This is a genomic window from Gordonia humi, assembly GCF_014197435.1.
GTDB lineage: Bacteria > Actinomycetota > Actinomycetes > Mycobacteriales > Mycobacteriaceae > Gordonia > Gordonia humi.
Genome location: NZ_JACIFP010000001.1, coordinates 2,034,332 through 2,053,643 on the forward strand (window position 1 = coordinate 2,034,332; position 19,312 = coordinate 2,053,643).

Consider the following 19,312-nt stretch of genomic DNA (forward strand, 5'->3'; position numbering starts at 1 on the left):
GCGCCCGTATCGGGCCTCTACAGGGTCAGACGCACGCGAGCCCCGTGCGGTTCCGTGGTTGTCCACAGACCCGCGCGGGGCTCGTCACGCGGTGGCGTCAGCTCAGTACCGACGTCCTCGCTTCGACGTCGGCGAGGAGGTTCGCCACCGTCTCGCCGGAGTCGGTCTTGTTGGTGCCGATGAAACCGGACGGACCGCGCTTGATCCACCCGGTCACATACACGCCCGGGACCGGGACGTCGCCGTCGACGACGCGACCGGCGACATTCGCCACGGTGCCGGTCGCGTCGTCGAACGGCAGTCCAGGAACGGGAACTCCCCGGTAGCCGATCGAGGTCAGCACGACGCCCGCGTCCATCGTCTCGGACCGGTCGGTTCCGGTGTGCACGAAGCGGACGCCCTCGACGCGGCCGACGCCGACGATCTCGGCGGGCGTCCGGCCGAACGTCAGCCGGATGAACGGTTCGGCGGGCCGGGGCCGCTCGGAGATCTCACGCAGCACGGACACCTTCGCGGCGACGGTCGGATCGTCGATGTCGTCGGCGTTCGTCCCCGCCAGATCGGCCGGGTCCACCCAGACGCGGGCGTGGCCGTCGGCGAGTCCGATCAGTTCGGGCAGGGTGAACGCGGCGTGTTCGGGTCCTCGGCGTCCCGCGACGACCACCTCGCGCACCGACGACGACCGGAGAGCGGCCAAAGCGTCGCGTGAGATGTCGGTCTTCGCGAGTTCGTCGACGTCGCCGGTCAGGATGCGAGCGACGTCGAGCGCGACGTTGCCGTTGCCGACGACCACCACGCGCTCGGTCGAGAGATCGGGACCGGCGTCGAGGAAGTCGGGATGACCGTTGTACCAGCCGACCAGCGATGTGGCGCTCTGAACGCCGGCCAGCTCGATGCCGGGCACCGCCAGCGGCTTGTCGGTCGGTGCGCCGCCCGCCCACAGCACCGCGGTGTAGCGGGACCGCAGTTCGTCGAGCGTGACGTCGCGTCCGACCTCGGTGCCGAGGCGGATCTCGATGTTCGGATGGCGGGCGATCTCGTCGAACAGGTTCATCACAGTGCGCGTGGCGGTGTGATCCGGTGCCACGCCGAACCGCGACAGGCCGAACGGCTGCGACAGGCGTTCGAAGACGGTGACGCGCACGCGCGGCTGCTTGAGCAGTTCGTCGGCCGCGTACATCGCCGACGGTCCGGAACCGACGATCGCGACGTCGACGACCTCGGGACCGCCGCGGATGGCGCGCGGTTTGGAGATCGGCGCGAGCGGCAGACGCTTGGACTTCTCGACGGGGAACCGGACGGCGTCCTCGGGCGGAATGCCGTAGTGCGCGGCGTTGACGTCGACGAACCGTTCGGCGGCGTCGGCCAGCCGATGGCCGGGGACGATCGCGCCGACCGGACATGCCGAGACGCATGCACCGCAGTCGACACAGGTCGACGGATCGATGTACAGCATCTCGGCGACGCCGAAGTCTGGCTCGTCCGGGGTGGGATGGATGCAGTTCACAGGGCATGCATAGACGCACGAGGCGTCGCCGCAGCACGCCTGGGTCACGACGTGAGGCACAGGCGTATCAACTCGCGGTGTAGGCGGGCTCGCTGCGGAACCGCGACGAGCGGCCGTCGATGCCCAGCGCCTTCCACACGCGACGCGACACCGGGTTCATCAGTCCGCACTGGTCGGCGAGCATGCGGACGTCACCGAACACGCCGGACAGGAACACTCGCGACTGCTCGGACTCCCAGAAGATCTCCTTCATCACCTCGCGCGGGACGTTGAACTCCTTGGCGAACTCGGCCGGGGGAACGACGATGGCGCCGCACAGCACGCGCATCACGAGCGGCATCACGAGCGACAGCACGAACTTGGCGAGCCGACCCTTCTTCGGGATGGTGGTCCGCAGGTGATTGTGCGCGAACGAGATGTGCCGTGCCTCCTCCGCGACGTGCAACTCCATGACCGCGGACATCGCCGGGTGCATCTCGCTGTCGCGGCCGGCGCGCAGGAAGTCCTTCTGGATGTGGTCGATCGGCTCCTCGCCGGCCAGAACGCCGAAGAAGAACACGGTCGGGGTGAGAGTGGAGAACAACGGGATGATCGGCGAGAGAAGACGCAGCCAACGGCGCATGCCCGGCGTCGGCATGTCGATCCGGTTCACCAGCTCCTGGAACATCAGGGTGTGATTGCACTCCTCCTTGGATTCGTGCGTCACATAGCGGAAGCGCTTGTCGCCGTTGTCGAGACGGTCCGCGTACTGGATGAGTCCGCGAATCAGGATCGACTCGAACTGCAGGCCGACCTTGGCGACGTTGGCCTGGCGCCACATGCCGATGCGGATCTGCTCCGATTCCGGCAGGGCCTGGTACCACGGATGGCGGCCGATCGGGTCGACGGTGTAGTTCAGGATCCACCGGCTGTCGTTCGGAACGACCGCCATGTCGGGTGCGTCCCAGGCGATGTCGAGATACGGATCGAAGTTCCGGTGCACCGATGCCGACGAGAGGTCGTCGAGGACCTGCTCGTAGTCGAGCTTGTCGTCCTGCTTCACTGGCGGCTGGTAGGTGTGCGGCCGCGGCTGCGTCGAAGTCATCTCGAATCTCCTCACTGGTGACGGCCGGGTCCCGGCCGCGTCGACCTTCTGACACCAACCGTGACATCAAGCGTTGATCTTGTCAATGGCCGATGACACGATGGGGATTGTCGGACGGGTCCGTTCGGATCGAGTCCGTCGCCCGCGTCGCCCCGACCGTGAGCGATGCCGGATAATAGCCGACGTGGAACTCGTCCTGATCGTCGTCTTGTGTGTTCTCGCGATCGCGGCCGCCAACCTGCTCGCGCCGCGGCTGCGGATCGCCGCACCGCTCCTACTCGTGATCTTCGGTGTCGTCGTGAGCTACTTCCCGGGTGTGCCCCGCATCTCGGTCGACCCCGAGATCATCCTGATGGGGGTGCTGCCGCCCCTGCTCTACGCCGCGGCCGTCGCTATGCCCTCGATGGAGTTCAAACGCGACTTCCAGGCGATCAGCGGTCTGTCGGTGGTCCTGGTGGTAGTCAGTTCGCTCGGGTTGGGCGTCGTGTTCATGCTGATCCTGCCGGAGGCCGACTATGCGACGGGAGTCGCGCTGGGCGCGATCCTCAGTCCCACCGACGCGGTCGCGACGACGACGGTCAAACGAGTCGGCGCACCGAACCGACTGATCACCGTCCTCAGCGGCGAGAGTCTGTTCAACGACGCGAGTGCACTGGTCATGCTGCGCGCGGCGATCGCCGCCATGGCCGCGAGCGTGTCCCTGTGGGGCGTCGCCGTCCAGTTCGTGTGGACGGTGGTCGCCGCCGTCGTCGTCGGTGCCGTGGTCGGCTGGGTGTTCATCCGCATCCGCGCCAAGATCGAGAACGCGGTGGTCGCCACCGCGATCTCGTTCGTCACGCCGTACGTGGCGTACGTGCCCACGGAACTGATCGAGGGCTCGGGCCTGGTCGCCGCGGTCGCTGCCGGGCTGGTGTCCGGTCGAGGCGCGGTCCGACATCTGAACGCCGCGCACCGTCGGTCGGATGTGCAGAACTGGCGGCTCGTGGAACTGCTCTTGGAGGGCAGCGTCTTCCTGCTCATGGGTCTGGAACTCAAAGACCTGGTCTTCGACGTGCACGAGAGCCACGAGACGATCTGGCACGCCCTGTGGCCGGCCGCCCTCGGATTCGTCCTGCTCGTGGTGCTGCGGCTGATCTTCGTCATCCCGCTCGTCCACTGGACCGAACGGCGTGCGCAGCGCGTGATCGCGCGCGAGGAACGGCTCGAGCAGTTGCAGAGCGACCTGGCCGACGCCGAACACCTCGACAAGCGTCGCGCCCGACTGGTGCAGAACCGCATCGATCGTCGACTCGCCGACATCGCCTACTACCGGATGGAGTCGATCGGCACCCGCGAGGGATTCGTCGTGGTCTGGGCGGGGATGCGCGGTGTGGTGACCCTGGCCGCCGCTCAGACGCTGCCCGCCGACACCCCGTACCGCTCGATGCTGGTGCTGTCGGCGTTCTTCGTCGCCGTGGGCTCGCTGATGCTGCAGGGTGGCACGCTCGGCTGGTTCGTCAAGAAGATGAGACTGCCCGACCAGGAGGCTCAGGAGGCGGCCCAGCGCCGGGCGATCGGCCGCGAGATGGCTTCGGTGACCCAGCGGGTGATGATGGAGCCGGACGCGTGCGGTGCCGATCCTCAGCTCGCCCGCAGCATCGAAACGGTACGTCGGCTCGAGTCGGCCGACGGGGAGGACGAAGTCGGCGAGATCGACTATCTGGGCGACGAGATGGTCGACCGCCGCCTCGAGACCGCCAAACAGCTGCGCCGCGTCCGACGGCTCATCGTGGCCGAACAGCGTAAACATCTGCTCGGCCTCCGCGAACGCGGCTCGTACAGTTCCAGCGCGCTCACCGCGGCGCTGGACCGTCTCGACGCCGAAGAGCTCAGTCTCGACGCGCAGGCTCCGCCCGCATCGACCACCTGACGACGCGCGAGGCGGTCAGACGACGGCGGGGACGGCGCCGAAGACCCACGTGACGGTCAGCGCGAGCAGGAACCACGACGCGCCCTGCCACACCTGCCAGCCGACGTTCGCGCGCCAGGCGAGCGCGGTGCGGATCATCGCGGCGATCGCGCCGATGCCCACGACGACGGGGCCGGCGATGATCAGCCCGTCGCGCAGACCACCGGAGGTGTTCATGGCGGCGATGAGGACGACGATGCCGACGGCGAAGGTCACGAGAATGTGGATTGCGGCGTCGCGTGCGGGGCCGGAGCGTCTGGGGGAAGTCATCTGCTGGTGTCCTGAAGTCGGATGAGCGTGCACCATCACCCTACCGAGGACTTTCGACCCGACGTCCGACGGTGCAATTCGGGAGCGATTGCGACAGAATGGATTCAGGCGCACCGAGGGAGCCGAGACCGCGGCTTCCCGGCCTCTTCGAGAAGGAGTGCATTCGAGATGAGCTTGATACTTGTCGGCGTGGACGGTTCGGACACATCGAAGGACGCGGTCAAGTGGGCAGCGAAGGCCGCTGCGGCGGAGAAGCTTCCCCTGAAGATCGTGGCCGCTTACACCTCGACGACCAGTGACTATGCGCCCGGGCTGGTGATCCCGCAGGACGTGATCGACGCGATCCGTGCCGAGGCCACCGAAGCCGTCCAGAAGGCCGCCGACATCGCTCGCGAGGAGGCCGACGGCATCGAGGTCTCCGGATCGATCGTCGAGGGCGACGCCGCGCGGGTCATGCTCGAGATCGGTGAGCACGCGCACATGATCGTCCTGGGCACCCGCGGACTGGGCAGCGTCAAGGGACTGTTCCTGGGTTCGGTCAGCACCAGCGTCGCCGCGCATGCCAAGGGACGCGTCGTGATCGTGCCCGCCGGAAGCACCGACAACGACGGCCCGATCGTGGTCGGCGTCGACGATTCGGCCACCAGCGACCCCGCCGTCGCCGAGGCGTACCGCCAGGCAGGTCTGCGGAACCGCGAGCTCACCGCGGTGCACACGTGGACCCCGCTCGACGCGGACGCCCTCCACGGCTTCGGGCTCGACCAGGCCGAGATCGACGAGATGTCGCGGCAGGCCGTCGAAGCGGTCTCCGAGCGCATGGCCGGATACTCCGAGGACTACCCCGACGTCGAGGTGAACCGGGTCGTGATTCCCGAGGAGCCGGCCAAGGCGATCCTGGCGGCCGCCGAGGACGGCGCGTCGATGATCGTGATGGGCAGCCGCGGTCGTGGCGGCTTCACCGGTCTGCTTCTCGGCTCACGCAGCCAGAAGGTGCTCCATCACGCACATGTGCCGGTGATGATCGTCCGCAAGTGAGTCGACCGAACGAGGACGGGCGCCGGCCGGAAGGTCGGCGCCCGTCGCTATCTTTGAAGGCATGAAGCAGCTCCCACGCGGACTATGGGTCCTGCTGGCGGCGAACGTCGTCATCGCTCTCGGCTACGGGCTGATCGCTCCCGCCCTACCGATCTTCGCCAGTGACTTCGGTGTGGGCGTCACGGCCGCGACCGTCGTCGTATCCGCCTTCGCGATGATGCGGTTGCTGTTCGCGCCGCCCACCGGTCGCCTGGTCTCCTTGTTGGGGGAGCGGCGGATCTATCTGACCGGTCTGCTCATCGTCGCGCTCAGCACCCTGGCCTGCTCGTTCGCCCAGGCCTACTGGCAGCTGTTGGTCTTCCGCGCGGCGGGCGGCATCGGTTCGACGATGTTCTCGGTGTCCGCGATGGCACTGCTCATCCGTCTCGCACCGCCGCAGATCCGTGGCCGGGCGTCCGGTTACTACTCGGCGGGCTTCCTGATCGGCAACCTCGCCGGACCGCTGCTGGGCGCCGCACTGGTCGACGTCCTCGGGCTGCGCCTGCCGTTCGCCGTCTACGCCGTCGCCCTGCTGATCGCGGCAGCCGTGGTGGCGATCGCGATGCCCGCCGTCCCGCCGCCCGCCCAGACCCAGCCCGGCGCCGCGGCGCCGCTGCCCGCCGCGACGTTCGCCGAGGCGATCCGATGGCCCGAGTACCGCGCGATCCTGGCGGCCAATTTCGCGCAGGGCTGGGCGTCGATGGGCGTCCGCGTCGCCGTCGTCCCGCTGTTCGTCGAACAGGGACTCGGCCGTTCCGGAGGGTGGGCGGGCATCGTCCTGGCCTGCTACGCGGCCGGGAACATCGTCGCGATCATGGTGTCCGGTCGGCTGTCTGACCGGTTCGGGCGGCGCCCCGTGATGATCCCCGGACTGACCGTCGCCGCCGCGTCGACACTGGTGCTCGGCTGGTCGCCGAATGTCGAGACGGTCCTCGTGCTGACCGCCGTCGCGGGTGTCGGGTCGGGGCTGTTCGCACCCACTCACCAGGCGGCGTTGGGCGATCTGCTCGCCAAGCGAGCGCGCGGCGGTTCTGCGCTGGCCGCCTACGGCATGTCGTCGGACATGGGAACGGTGGCCGGACCGATCGCGGCGGGGTTCGTCGCCGATCGGTGGGGGTACGGGCCGTCGTTCGTGCTGACCGGATGCGTCGTCGTGCTGGCGCTGATCCTGTGGCTCTTCGCGCGCGGCGACACGACGCGCGCCGTGACCGTCACGTCCAACTCGGCAACCACATCTGACGACCCCACTCCACGTTCGAGATAGGCGCGCCGGTCAGAATCGGCCACAGCCAGATGAAGTTCGCGATCACGAGCGCCACGTAGACGGCGACGATCAGCACCGCCAGGGTCCGCCGGTCCGGCCGTCTGCTCTTGGCGCCCCACGCCAGGACGTCGCTGCAGCAGAGCGCCAGACCCATCATGAGGAAGGGCGCGAACGCCGTCGCGTAGAAGAAGTACATCTGCCGGTCGAGTTCGGCGAACCACGGAACGATTCCGGCGGCGTACGCGACGAGGACCGCGACATAACGCCAGTCGCGGCGGGAGGCGATCCGCCACAGCGCCCAGGCGATCATCGCGAGCGACAGCCACCACATGGCGGGGGTGCCGACGAGCATCTGTGCGCGGACGCAGTCGCCGCCACCGCACTGGTCGGGCCCGTAGTCGATCGCGTACAGCATGGGACGAAGGCTCATCGGCCACGTCCACGGCTTCGACTCCCACGGGTGATGGTTGCCCGCCGAGTTCGTCAGTCCCGCGTGGAACTCCAGAATCCCCGACTCGTAGAACCAGAGGGAGCGCAGCGCGGCGGGCACCCAGGCGAACGGTCCGCCCGTGCCGACCTCGGTTCCGACGACGTACCGGTACACCGACGACTCGGAGGCGAGCCAGGTGGCGAAGGTCGCCAGGTAGATGCCGATCGGCATCACCGCGAGCGAGAGCCCGGACGGGATCAGGTCGCGACGTGCGACGCCCGCCCACGGGCGTCGCACGTGGTAGGCGCGGCGGGCCGCCACGTCGAATCCCAGCGACAACAGGGTGAAGAAGATGACGAAGTACAGGCCCGACCACTTGGTGCCGCAGGCCAGACCGAGCATCGCGCCCGCGGCGAACCGGTACCAGCGAAAGCCCAGTCGCGGACCGAACGGCGAGTCGTCGATGCGGCCCTGCGTCCAGACGCGGTGCAGGCGGGCGCGCATCTGATCGCGGTCGGCGACGATCGCGGCGAACGCCAGCACGATGAACAACGCCTGGAAGATGTCGAGCATGCCCATCCTGGACTGCACGAACAGCACGCCGTCGCAGATGGCGAAGATGCCGGCGAGCGCGCCGACCAGTGTCGATCGCGCCATCCGGCGGACCGTCAGATAGACGGCGACGACGATGATCACACCCGAGACCGCCGACGCGAAACGCCACCCCATCGGTCCGTAGCCGAACATCCACTCGCTGATCGCGAGCATCCACTTGCCGACCGGCGGATGCACCACCAGCCCGTACCCGGGGTTGTCCTCGATCCAGTCGCCGCCGGTCAGCGTCTGCCAGCCCTGCGGGACGTAGTGCTTCTCGTCGAAGACCGGGGTTCCGTCGGACGTCGGATGCGTCAGATCCCAGAGGCGCGTGGCGACCGCGATCAGCGCGATGACGACCCCGACGATCGTGCCGCGCAGACGGTCGGTGGGTCCGAAGACCGGCTCGGGCACGGCGGGACCGGGACTGGTGCCGAGGTCCTCGGTGTGCGGCCTGGGCGCGTCGGGTGCGCGGTCGGCGGCGAGATCGGCGGTCGTCACTCGATACAGCCTAGTGGCTCGCGTCGCGGCCCGGCTCGGCCCGCGGCCCTGGCACGTATTGTTAGAACGCTTGCGGGTCGATCTGAGCTGTGACTACGGTCGAACCGCAGGGCCGATCGATCGAATTCGACAGAGGGAGCGCGGGAATGGCACGGTTGACCCTGGAACAGCGTCGGGAGGCGGCGATCGAGGCCACCCTGCGCGTGATCGCCGCCGACGGCGTGGAGGCCGCGACCACGCGCCGCATCGCCACGGAGGCGAAGATGGGCCAGTCGAGCATCTTCTACGCGTTCTCCTCCAGGGACGAGCTGCTCGCCGCCGTCGTCGAACACGGTGTGGCACAGGAACTCGAGTCGATGAACGAGTGGCTCGAGACGCTGGTGGACTTCCCGACGAGCGGCGCACCCACCGAGGACCTGATCCGTGGTGCACTGGGCGCCTTCGCCGAGAACGCGATCTCCGACACCGCACGTCAGCAGGTGCTGATCGGACTGGCGCTGTACGCGCGTCGCACGCCGGGTCTGGAGCATCTGGCCGAGCGCCTCTACGAGGGCTACTACGAGGTGGCCGCCGGACTCCTCGACCAGGCCTCGCGCATCTCCGGTTGCGTGTGGACCAGGCCGACCGAGGAACTCGCGCCGATGGTCATCGCGCAGACCGACGGCATCACCCTCTGCTGGTTGGGCACGGCCTCGCGTGATCACGTCGACGCCGTCATCGACAGTGCGGTGACCTTGATCCTCACGTACCTGGAGTAGGCCCTACCCTGGAGCGGGTGAACAGTTCAGACGGGTCCGGCGTGCTGATCCTGGCGGGCACCCCGATGGGGCGGTTCGACGACGCGTCGCCCCGCCTGCGGGAGGCGTTGACGACGGCCGACATCGTAGCCGCCGAAGACACTCGCCGCACCAAGGCGTTGGCGGCCTCGCTCGGTGTCGAGATCGGCGGACGGATCGTCAGTTACTACGACCAGGTGGAGGCCGTACGCGCGCCGAAGCTGGTGGAGGCGATCGTCGGCGGAGCCACGGTCCTGCTGGTGACCGATGCGGGTATGCCGTCGGTGAGCGACCCCGGCTATCGGGTGGTCGTCGCATGCGCCGATGCCGGACTCCGCATCACCTGCCTGCCCGGTCCGTCCGCGGTGACGACGGCGCTGGCCCTGTCGGCGATGCCGTCCGAGCGGTTCGCGTTCGACGGTTTCGCCCCGCGAAAGTCCGGCGCCCGCCACGACTGGCTGACGAGCCTGCGCTCCGAGCAGCGGACCGTGGTCTTCTTCGAGTCGCCACACCGCCTCGCGCAGACCCTCGCCGACGCCGCAGAGGTCCTCGGGGCCGACCGGCGCGCCGCCGTGTGCCGCGAGCTGACCAAGACTTACGAGGAGGTCCGCCGCGGCGGGCTCGGCGAACTCGCGCGGTGGGCTGCCGACGGGGTCAAGGGCGAGATCACCGTGGTGATCGCCGGCGCCGCGGAGATCGACGAGACCGTCCCTCTCGAGGCGCTGGTCACGCGCGCCGAAGAACTGGCCGACTCAGGTGTCCGGCTCAAGGACGCGTGCGCGCAGGTCTGCGCCGGGACGCCGTTCTCCAAGCGAGACGTGTACGAGGCGGTGCTGGCGGGGCGGTAGGCGACGGCCTACGCCGCCACCCGGTCCCGGCCCGCCAGGTATCCGGCGGCGATGATCACGCACGTGCCGACGAGCAGGATCACCAGCACCGGCGTCCAGGAGTCCGTGGCGTCGTGCAGCGCACCGGCGAGGACGGGGCCGACGGCGGCCAGGACGTAGCCGAAGCACTGGGCCATGCCCGACAACGATGCGGCCTGCCGGTGGTTCGCGGTGCGCAGCCCGAACAGCGACAGCGACAGCACGATGGCGGAGCCGCCGCCGACGCCGAACACGCACGCCCACACGATTGACGCCGACGGTGCGACGAGGACACCGACCACGCCGATCAGCAGAACGGTGCCGATGGCCGCACCGAGGTAGCGCTGGTCGGCGAGCCGGGCGATCAACGCCGAGCAGCCGAGTGCTCCGACGATGCCGCACGCGTTGAGCATGAACTGGTGTGCACCCGCGGCGCCGTCGCTGACTCCGGCATCGGTCTCGATGGTCGGCAGCCAGGTGATGACGACGTAGAACACCGTGGACTGCAGACCCATGAACAGGGTGACCTGCCAGCCGAGCAGTGTCCGCCACGGCGAGCGCGCGGCCACTGGGGCGGGCGTGGGCTGCACAGACACGTCGACGGGTTCGGCCACCGCCGTGGTACGCCGCAACTGCGGCGCCATCACACCCAGGGCGACCAGTGCCAGGCCCGCCCACATGCCGAGCGGCAGCCGCCAGCCCAGCGCGGTCGCGCCCGCGACGGGTACGGCGACGCCGGCGGCGATCGCGGCGAACGTCGACTGCACGGCCGAGTACGCGCCGGTGATCTGGCCGATCCTCGTCGGGAAGTCGCGCTTGACCAGTGCGGGGAGCACGACGTTCAAGACGGCGATCGCGACGCCGATCAACGCCGTGCCGATCCACAGCATGGCCTGCGGCGGAACCGAACGGAGCACCAGACCCAGCGCGAGCACGCCGAGCGAGGCTCCGATCGCTCGTTCGAGACCCATCCGGTCGGCCAGCCGTGGCACGAACGGCGAGACCGCCGCGAACGCCAGCAGCGGCAGACTCACCAGGATCGACGCCGCCGACGACGGGAGGCCGAGATCGTCCTCGATGTCGGTCAGGACGGGGCCGACGGTGGTGATGGCGGCACGGAGATTGCCCGCGACCAGCAGGACGCCCGCCACGACGAGCGCGGTCGGCAACGGATGCGAGCGCGCGGCGGCGCGGACGTCGACGGTGCTCACCGGTTATCCTCCGCCCAGGCGTGCACCATCACGACGGTGCGGTCGACGGCCGCGGCCGCGGCCTCGGGGTCTCGTGCGGCGACGGCGTCGAAGATCGCCTGGTGCGCGCGGTCGATCTCCACGACCTCGGGGGCCGACGTGATGGGGAAGTCGCGGGAGTTGAGATGTTCCAGCGCCTGCTCGTTGCCGCCCACCCCGCGATACAGCTCGGCGAGCAGCGCATTACCCGACGCGTCGAGGAGGATGCGGTGAAAGGCGATGTCCGCGGCCGCATAGGCGGCGCCGTCGACGGCCTCCGCGCGAGCGGCGAGCGCCTCCCGCAGACCGCGAAGGTGATCGGCGGAGGCGTTGCGGGCCGCGAGCCGGGCGCCTTCGCGTTCCAGGATCGACCGGACCTGTTCGACGTCCGCCGTCCGGTCCCGGTCGACGCGTCGTGCGAGGGCGGGCGCGACGTCGCTCGTCGCCGTGACGAACGTGCCGTAGCCGGGGCGGGCACCCAGCATCCCGGCGAGGACCAGCGACCGCAGCGCCTCCCGGACGCTGCCGCGGCTGACACCCATCTCCGCGGCGAGGGCGAGTTCGCCCGGCAGCAGTGAGCCGACCGGGAACTCGCCCGCGGCGATGCGGTCGCGGAGCTGATCGGCGACCTGCTCGGGCAGAGTCCGGTTCTGTGCGATACGAGGCATGATATCGACGCTATCTCTTTGACCAAATGTAGGACAATCTGTGCGAGCAGTGTGATCGATCACCGTCCGACTGGTTCGGTGACATGCGTTTCGAGTACTTTCGTGAGGTGCTCGAGAAGACGATCCGCGGCCTGAACCCGGCCGGCTTCGCCATGGTGATGGCCACCGGGATCGTCTCGATCGCCATGAACGTACAGGGGTGGGACGTCGGATCGTCGATCCTGATGTGGATCGGCATCGTCGCCTACGCGGTTCTCGTCGTGGCCTACCTGGTCCGGTTCGTCCGGTACAGGCACGCGGTGGCCACGGACCTGCGCATCCCGTCCCGCACGTTCGGCTTCTTCACCGTCGTGGCGGGCACCGGGGTGCTGGGTTCGAGGCTGCTGCTCGACGGGGCGATCCGGTGGGCCGAGATCGCGTTGATCGTCACGACCGTCCTCTGGGCGATCCTCGGCTACCTTCTGCCCGCGGTCGCCTTCGGCGCGCGAAAGGACGAAGCGCCGCTGCGCACCGCCGACGGGAGCTGGTTCGTCTGGGTGGTCGCCACACAGGCGGTGGCGGTCCTCGCGTCGAGTCTGCAGCCTGAACTCGAGACATGGCGCACCGAACTCGCGCTGCTCGCGGTGTTCTGCTGGGCGGTGGGCGTGTTCCTTTACGTGGCGGTCGCCGTGTTCGTCGCCGCTCGCCTGCTGTTCTCGCGGCCCGCGCCGGCCGACGTGTCGGGCGCCTACTGGGTGGCGATGGGGGCGACGGCGATCTCCGTCGTCGCCGGAGCCCACATCGGGGACATGACCGACGTTCCGCTCTTGGACGTCGTCGGGTCGACGGTCGCGGCGGCCACCTTCCTGCTGTGGGCGTTCGGCACCTGGCTGGTGCCCGCGCTGCTCGTCGCGGGGTACTGGCGGCATGTGATCCATCGTGTGCCACTGCGTTACGACGTGTCGCTGTGGACCATCGTCTTCCCGCTCGGCATGTACGGAGTGGCCAGCCGCACCCTCGGCGATACGCACGATCTGCCGATCGTCGACGGCATCGGGCACGCCGAGATCTGGCTCGCCGTGATCGCCTGGGGCGTCACCTTCCTGGCGATGGTGTGGTCGCTGGGGCGGCGGTTGTCGGCACGGGACGCACGCACGCCGTAGCGTGCGGTCAGCGGGCCGCGAAGCCGACGATCGACGCGGCCTTGTCCAGGCACTCCTGCCATTCGGCTTCGGGGTCGGAGGCTGCGGTGATGCCGCCGCCGACACCCAGCGTCAGGGCGCCGTCGGGGGTGACGGCCACCGTCCGGATCGCGACCGACAAGTCGAGCAGTCCGCCGGGCCCGGCGATGCCGATCGCCCCGCAGTACACGCCGCGTTCGTGCTCCTCCCATCCGGTGAGCAGGTCGGCGGCGCGGATCTTGGGGGTGCCGGTGACCGAGGCCGGCGGCAGCGTCGCGGCCAGGAGGGCGTCGTGGCCGATGTCGGGGCGCAGTGTCGCCGACACCGTCGACACCAGATGCCACACGCCCGGGGCGCCCATCACGTGCAGCAGTTCCGGGACGCGCACCGATCCGATGGTCGCGACGCGGCCGAGGTCGTTGCGGACCAGATCGACGATCATCACGTTCTCGGCGATGTCCTTGGTCGACGCCGACAGCACGGCCGGGTCGACGTGGACGGGCACAGTGCCCTTGATCGGCGACGACGACACCTCGTCGCCGCGCCGGTCGAGGAACTGTTCGGGGGACAGACTCGCGACGGACCCCCAGTCGCCGGTCAGCCAGGCGGCCTTGGCCGGGGCAGTCGCCGCGGCGATGTCGGCGAAGAAGTCGAGCGGGTCGCCGTCGAGGCGGCCGGTGAACCGCGTGCACACGCAGGCCTGATAGATCTCGCCCGCGCCGATCGCATCGATGCACGCCGCGACGGCGTCGATGTGGGGTGTCTTGGCCGGGGGAGTCCATTTCGCCGACCACGCCGTCGCCGACCACGCCGACGTCGGTTCGACGGCGGCGAGGCAGTCGACGACCCAGGCCGGGCACGGGGATCCGTCGATCGACTCCCACTCCCATGCGTCGTCGCGCAGCAGGAGGAGCCCGTCGCAGATGCCGCCGACCACATCGGGCGCCTGCCCGGGCGGCGCGTACGAGATCGCCCCCAACCAGAAGTGGTCGGGCCGATCGGGCGGCGCGACACCGCGTCGCACCTCGACCGACGGCGCGATCACGGCGTCGGCGTCGGCCCACCGCCCGATGAGCGCCGCGGGCGGCGCGAGCCCGTCGCGTCGTGTGCGAGCGTGCAGGGCGCGCAGAACGGGGAGCGGGGATGGGTCAACCACCGGGCCGCCTCATCGCCGTCGCGCGAGCACTACGCCTCGTGGCGCGGGAACACCGGGCTGGGCTGGGGCAGGACGGTCCCCGGGGCCAGCCGGTCGCCGAGCGAGGCGAAGGTGCGCGCATCGGCGTCGACGGCCAGGTAGTCGAGGATCGTCGACGTCGAGCCGGGCATCGTCGGCTGGGTCAGCAGCGTGACGATCCGGACCACCTCGGCGCACACGTACAGCACTGTCCCGGTGCGTTCGAGGTCGGTCTTGGCGAGTTTCCACGGCTCCTGCGCCGAGATGTACCGGTTGGCGTCGGCGAGCGCCGACCACAGGGCTTCGAGGCCGAGGTGGATGGCCTGGACGTCGAAGTGCGCGCGGACCTTCTCCAACAGCGCGTCGGCGGTGTCGAGCAGCGCCCGGTCGTCGGCGGTGAACTCGCCGGGCGTCGGGAGCACGTGGTCGAAGTACTTGCCGACCATCGACAGGGTGCGCTGCGCGAGGTTGCCGTATTCGTTGGCCAGGTCGGCGTTCTTCCGGGAGACGATCGCCTCGGCCGAGTACGAGCCGTCCTGTCCGTACGAGACCTCGCGGAGGAAGAAGTAGCGGACCGGGTCGAGGCCGAACTCGGAGATCAACACGTGCGGGTCGACGACGTTGCCGACCGACTTGCTCATCTTCTCGCCCTTGTTGAACAGGAAGCCGTGCGCGAACACCCGCTTGGGCACGGCGATCCCCGCACTCATCAGGAACGCGGGCCAGTACACACAGTGGAAACGGATGATGTCCTTGCCGATGACGTGCAGATCGGCGGGCCAGTAGCGGTCCATCGTCGCCGGATCGTCGGGGAAGCCGACACCGGTCAGGTAGTTGGTCAGTGCATCGACCCATACGTACATGACGTGTCCGTCGGCGCCGGGAACCTTGACGCCCCAGTCGAAGGTGGTGCGCGAGATCGACAGGTCGGTCAGTCCGCCCTCGACGAACCTGACGACCTCGTTGCGTCGCGAGTCCGGTCCGATGTACTCGGGGCGGTCGCGGTACAGGTCGAGCAGTGGCTCGGTGTACTTGGACAACCGGAAGAAGTACGTCTGCTCCTGCGTCCACGTCAGCTTGTGGCCGTTCTCGGTGGCGATCCGATCGCCGTCGTCGTCGAGGCTGGTCTCGTCCTCGGTGAAGAACGCCTCGTCGCGTACGTCGTACCAACCGGCGTACGTGTCGAGATAGATGTCGCCCGCGGCCTCCATACGCTTCCAGATCTCCTCCGACGCGCGATGATGGTCGGCGTCGGTGGTCCGAATGAACCGGGTGAGGTCGGTGCCCAGCGCGTCGTGCAGCGCCTGGAAGCGGTCGGAGTTCCGACGCGCCAGCTCGGCGGTCGACACGCCTTCGGCCTCCGCCGTCTGCTGCATCTTCTGACCGTGCTCATCGGTGCCCGACTGGAAGCGGACGTCGAAGCCGTCCAACGCCTTGAACCGGGCGAGAACGTCCGCCGAGATGAACTCGTAGGCGTGCCCGATGTGCGGGGCGCCGTTCGGGTACGCGATGGCGGTGGTGATGTAGTACGGCCGGGAGGCGTTTTCGGGGGCGTTGACCATAATGTTCCCAGGATAGTCAGAGCGAGCGACGGTACGGCTCGCACCCCGCGGGAGCGGCCGGAGCCTGTCGCGGGAGAGGCTGGGAGATCGGCTTGCGGACCGCGACGTCGCCCAGCACGAAGCGTTCGCCGTGATGCGCGAGTTCGATGGTCGGACCCGACATCAGCCGGTACGTCGCCGAGTCGGCGGTGATCGCGACCACGATGCGCGACTCGCCGATCGTCATCCGGAAGCTCATGTAGGTGAGCTGGCGCGGCAGCTGCGGGGCGAACGTGATGTCGCCGCCGAAGTCGCGCATCCCGCCGAAGCCCGCCACGCAGTCGGTCCACGCGCCCGCCAGGGCCGCGATGTGCAGACCCGACGACACATTGGAGTGCAGGTCGTGCAGATCGGTGAACACCGATTCGCTCATCAGGTCGTAAGCCAGGTCGAGGTAACCGACCTCGGCGGCGGTGACCGCCTCGCAGCATGCCGACAACGACGAGTCGCGCACCGTGATCGGGTAGTAGTAGTCGAAGTTCTTGAGTTTCTGCTCGGCCGTGAAGTGCTGGCCGAACAGATACATGGCGAATACGAGATCGGCCTGTTTGACGACCTGCTTGCGGTAGAGGTCGTAGTACGGATAGTTCAGCAGCAGGGGGTAGCGGCCGCGCGAGCGGTCGAAGTCCCAGCGGTCGAGCAGGGTGAAGCTCTCGGACTGCTGGTGCACGCCGAGGGACTCGTCGTATCCGACGGTCATGTCGTCGGCACACGCCGTCCAGTGCGCGGTCTCGGCGGCGGTGACCCCGAGATCGCGTGCCACGCTGGGGTGTCGCCCGGCTGAGGCGACGGCGTCGCGCAGCGCCTGCTGGGCGGCCAGATTCGTGAACAGGTTGTTGTTGACGATGGCCGTGTACTCGTCCGGTCCGGTGATGCCGTCGATGCGGAACTTCCCGTTCGCGTCGTGGTGGCCGAGACCGGTGAAGAAGCGGGCGATCTCCACCAGCAGCTCGACGCCGCACTCGATCTCGAACGCTTCGTCGCCGGTGGCGCGGATGTAGCGGGCCGTCGCATTGGCGATGTCGGCGGACACGTGGACGCCCGCGGTGCCCGCGGGCCAGTACCCCGAGCACTCGTCGCCGTTGATCGAGCGCCACGGGAACATGGCGCCCGATGCGCCGAGTTCGGCGGCGCGGGCCTTGGCCTTGTCCATGGTGCCGTGCCGCCAGCGCAGTTCCTCGCCCGCGGCCGCGGGCACGGTGTAGGTCAGCATCGGCAGGACGAAGGTCTCGGTGTCCCAGAAGGTGTGCCCGTCGTACCCGGGGCCGGTCAGGCCCTTCGCCGGAATCGCCCTGGACTGCCCGCGTGCACCGGCCTGCAGAATGTGGAACAGCGAGAACCGGAGAGCCTGCTGCATCTCCGAGTCGCCGTCGATCTCGATGTCGGCGTCGGCCCAGAACTCTTCGAGGTAGGCGACCTGTTCGGCCTTGAGCGCATCCCATCCCGTCTCACGGGCCATCGCCAGCGCGGCATCGACCTGCGCGCGGAGCGCGGGCACGCTGCGTCGCGCCGACCAGCCGTAGCCGAGGAACTTGGTGAGCACGATCTTGCTGCCTTGCGGCACGGTCGCCGCGACGGTCAGTCGGGCGAGGTCGCCGTCGGCGCGGATCGAGGTGTCGCCGGTGGCGGGCAGTTCCAGTTCGTGGTCCATCGCGGCGGCGACGGTGAGTGCCGAGCGTCGGGTGTGGTGGACCAGGACGGCCGAATAGTCTTCACAGTCGGCGAGGTCGGCGACCAGCGGCTTGTCCAGGGCGGCGGCCAACCGCGGATCGTCGGCCGCCGACTTCCCGCCCGGGCCGCCGATCGGCTCGTTGGCGAGCAGATCGGACTGCAGCACCAGTTTCATGTCCTCGCCGACCGGCTCCACCTCGTAGCGGATCGCGGCCACCGTGCGTTTGGTGAACGAGACCAGGCGCTCGGATCGGATGCGGACGGTGCGGCCGGTCGGCGAGGTCCACAGGGTCTCGCGTTTGAGGGTGCCGGTCTTGAAGTCCAGGACGCGCTCGTGTTCGACGGTGCTGCCGTACCGCAGGTCCATCGGCTCGTCCTCGACGAGCAGGCGGATGATCTTGCCGTCGGTCACGTTCACCACGGTCTGCCCCGACTCGGGGTAGCCGTAGCCGCTCTCGGCGTACGGCAGATCGCGCAGCTCGTAGAAGCCGTTGAGATAGGTGCCCGGGACGTCGACCGGCTCACCCTCCTCGAACGTGCCGCGCAGACCGATGTGGCCGTTCGAGAGCGCGAACAGCGCCTCGGTGCGCCCGATGGTGTCGATGTCGAAGCCTCGCCACCGCAGTTCCCACGGACTGACGTCGAATCCGTGGTCCGGGCGCGTGCCGTGGACGGGCACGTTCAGTGTGTCCGGATGGCTCGACGTGTCGCCGTGGGTGGTGTGCGCGAGGTCAGCGGAGTACTGGTCCATGTGTTCGGGAAGATCCTTCAGCTCTGCAGGAGGTCGGCGAGGTCGGTCACGACGATGGAGGCGCCGGCGGCACGCATGGCGTCGGCCTGACCGCCGCCGACGCGGTCGACGCCCACGACGTAGCCGAAGTGCCCGGCGACGCCCGCCTGGACGCCGGAGATGGCGTCCTCGAAGACGGCGGCCTGTGCGGGCGTGACGCCCATCAGCTGAGCGCCGCGCAGGTACGAATCGGGTGCGGGTTTGCCGGGCAGGTTCTCCGCGACGATGGTGTTGCCGTCGACGCGGTGCTGCGCGAACTGCGCCAGGCCTGCCGCGTCGAGCACCTTCGCGCCGTTCTTCGACGATGTGACCACCGCGACCCGCAGTCCGGCTTCGCGCGCAGCCTGCAGATAGCGGAGCGAGCCCGGGTAGGCCCGTGCGCCGTCGCGGTCGAGCGCGGCGAGGAACTCCTCGTTCTTCGCGTCGCCGATCGCGGCGGCGGCCTCGTCGTCGACGGTGATGCCGCGGGAGGCGAGAAAGCTGCGGACGCCGTCGAGTCTCGGCCGACCGTCCACATAGTCAAGGTAGTCGCGGTCGGTGAACGGACCCGACGTGTCGCCGCGTTCGGTCAGGAAGGCGTCGAAGGCCTTCTTCCACGCGGCCTGGTGAAGGACGGCGGTGGTCGTCAGGACCCCGTCCATGTCGAAGAGGGCGACGGTGACGTCATCAGGTAGACCCAGCACCGATACGAGGCTACCGGGTACG

General features: G+C 69.0%; 16 protein-coding genes. 6 read left to right on the forward strand and 10 right to left on the reverse strand.

Annotation, left to right across the window (positions count from 1 at the left end):
* Nucleotides 1–97: 97 nt before the first annotated feature.
* Both BKA16_RS09295 and BKA16_RS09300 read right to left on the reverse strand, forming a co-directional pair.
* Complete coding sequence (locus tag BKA16_RS09295; RefSeq protein ID WP_183370387.1) at nt 98–1,567, reverse strand: 4Fe-4S binding protein; 1,470 nt, start codon at nt 1,565–1,567, stop codon at nt 98–100.
* Nucleotides 1,568–1,574: 7 nt separating this feature from the next.
* The gene (locus BKA16_RS09300) at nt 1,575–2,591 is read right to left on the reverse strand and encodes an AurF N-oxygenase family protein (RefSeq protein WP_183370388.1); all 1,017 of its coding nucleotides are present in this window, start codon (nt 2,589–2,591) and stop codon (nt 1,575–1,577) included.
* A 184-nt stretch (nt 2,592–2,775) separates the two neighbouring features.
* Here BKA16_RS09300 and BKA16_RS09305 point away from each other — a divergent pair, with 184 nt between their 5' ends.
* Entirely contained in the window at nt 2,776–4,500 is a 1,725-nt protein-coding gene (locus BKA16_RS09305; protein ID WP_183370389.1) for a cation:proton antiporter domain-containing protein, read from the forward strand.
* 15 nt (nt 4,501–4,515) lie between these two features.
* Here the strand turns inward: BKA16_RS09305 and BKA16_RS09310 are convergent, their stop codons facing one another.
* Complete coding sequence (locus BKA16_RS09310) at nt 4,516–4,809, reverse strand: hypothetical protein (RefSeq protein WP_183370390.1); 294 nt, start codon at nt 4,807–4,809, stop codon at nt 4,516–4,518.
* Nucleotides 4,810–4,977: 168 nt separating this feature from the next.
* Here BKA16_RS09310 and BKA16_RS09315 point away from each other — a divergent pair, with 168 nt between their 5' ends.
* Complete coding sequence (locus tag BKA16_RS09315; RefSeq protein ID WP_183370391.1) at nt 4,978–5,844, forward strand: universal stress protein; 867 nt, start codon at nt 4,978–4,980, stop codon at nt 5,842–5,844.
* Nucleotides 5,845–5,905: 61 nt separating this feature from the next.
* Nucleotides 5,906–7,147 (forward strand): MFS transporter, encoded by a 1,242-nt coding sequence (locus BKA16_RS09320; RefSeq protein WP_183370392.1) that lies wholly within the window; start codon nt 5,906–5,908, stop codon nt 7,145–7,147.
* On the opposite strand, the gene BKA16_RS09325 is transcribed toward BKA16_RS09320, so the two are convergent.
* Entirely contained in the window at nt 7,095–8,672 is a 1,578-nt protein-coding gene (locus tag BKA16_RS09325; RefSeq protein WP_183370393.1) for a dolichyl-phosphate-mannose--protein mannosyltransferase, read from the reverse strand. The two genes, BKA16_RS09320 and BKA16_RS09325, sit on opposite strands and share 53 nt — an antisense overlap.
* A gap of 146 nt (nt 8,673–8,818) precedes the next feature.
* Here BKA16_RS09325 and BKA16_RS09330 point away from each other — a divergent pair, with 146 nt between their 5' ends.
* Nucleotides 8,819–9,430 carry a TetR/AcrR family transcriptional regulator gene (locus tag BKA16_RS09330; protein WP_183370394.1) on the forward strand — a complete coding sequence of 204 codons (612 nt, stop codon included), beginning with the start codon at nt 8,819–8,821 and terminating at the stop codon, nt 9,428–9,430.
* A 17-nt stretch (nt 9,431–9,447) separates the two neighbouring features.
* Nucleotides 9,448–10,296, forward strand: a complete 849-nt coding sequence (gene rsmI, locus BKA16_RS09335; RefSeq protein WP_343067343.1) for a 16S rRNA (cytidine(1402)-2'-O)-methyltransferase — start codon at nt 9,448–9,450, stop codon at nt 10,294–10,296.
* Between the two features lie 8 nt (nt 10,297–10,304).
* Here rsmI and BKA16_RS09340 read toward each other — a convergent pair whose 3' ends face one another.
* Both BKA16_RS09340 and BKA16_RS09345 read right to left on the reverse strand, forming a co-directional pair.
* Nucleotides 10,305–11,525: an MFS transporter gene (locus BKA16_RS09340; protein ID WP_183370395.1), complete on the reverse strand. Its 1,221-nt coding sequence runs from the start codon at nt 11,523–11,525 to the stop codon at nt 10,305–10,307.
* Nucleotides 11,522–12,211: a FadR/GntR family transcriptional regulator gene (locus BKA16_RS09345; RefSeq protein ID WP_183370396.1), complete on the reverse strand. Its 690-nt coding sequence runs from the start codon at nt 12,209–12,211 to the stop codon at nt 11,522–11,524. Before BKA16_RS09345 ends, BKA16_RS09340 begins: the two co-directional genes overlap by 4 nt.
* 107 nt (nt 12,212–12,318) lie before the next feature.
* On the opposite strand from BKA16_RS09345, the gene BKA16_RS09350 reads away from it, so the two are divergent.
* Nucleotides 12,319–13,353 carry a tellurite resistance/C4-dicarboxylate transporter family protein gene (locus tag BKA16_RS09350; RefSeq protein WP_343067344.1) on the forward strand — a complete coding sequence of 345 codons (1,035 nt, stop codon included), beginning with the start codon at nt 12,319–12,321 and terminating at the stop codon, nt 13,351–13,353.
* 7 nt (nt 13,354–13,360) lie between these two features.
* On the opposite strand, the gene BKA16_RS09355 is transcribed toward BKA16_RS09350, so the two are convergent.
* From BKA16_RS09355 to BKA16_RS09370, 4 genes are read right to left on the reverse strand one after another with little or no spacing between them, the layout of a single operon-like run.
* On the reverse strand, nt 13,361–14,527 hold the full coding sequence (locus BKA16_RS09355; protein WP_183370398.1) for an aminodeoxychorismate synthase component I: 1,167 nt from the start codon (nt 14,525–14,527) through the stop codon (nt 13,361–13,363).
* A 29-nt stretch (nt 14,528–14,556) separates the two neighbouring features.
* Nucleotides 14,557–16,107: a methionine--tRNA ligase gene (gene metG / locus BKA16_RS09360; protein ID WP_183370399.1), complete on the reverse strand. Its 1,551-nt coding sequence runs from the start codon at nt 16,105–16,107 to the stop codon at nt 14,557–14,559.
* A gap of 16 nt (nt 16,108–16,123) precedes the next feature.
* Nucleotides 16,124–18,568 carry a glycoside hydrolase family 65 protein gene (locus tag BKA16_RS09365; protein ID WP_246371701.1) on the reverse strand — a complete coding sequence of 815 codons (2,445 nt, stop codon included), beginning with the start codon at nt 18,566–18,568 and terminating at the stop codon, nt 16,124–16,126.
* 17 nt (nt 18,569–18,585) lie between these two features.
* Nucleotides 18,586–19,290: a beta-phosphoglucomutase family hydrolase gene (locus tag BKA16_RS09370; protein WP_183370400.1), complete on the reverse strand. Its 705-nt coding sequence runs from the start codon at nt 19,288–19,290 to the stop codon at nt 18,586–18,588.
* Nucleotides 19,291–19,312 lie beyond the last annotated feature (22 nt).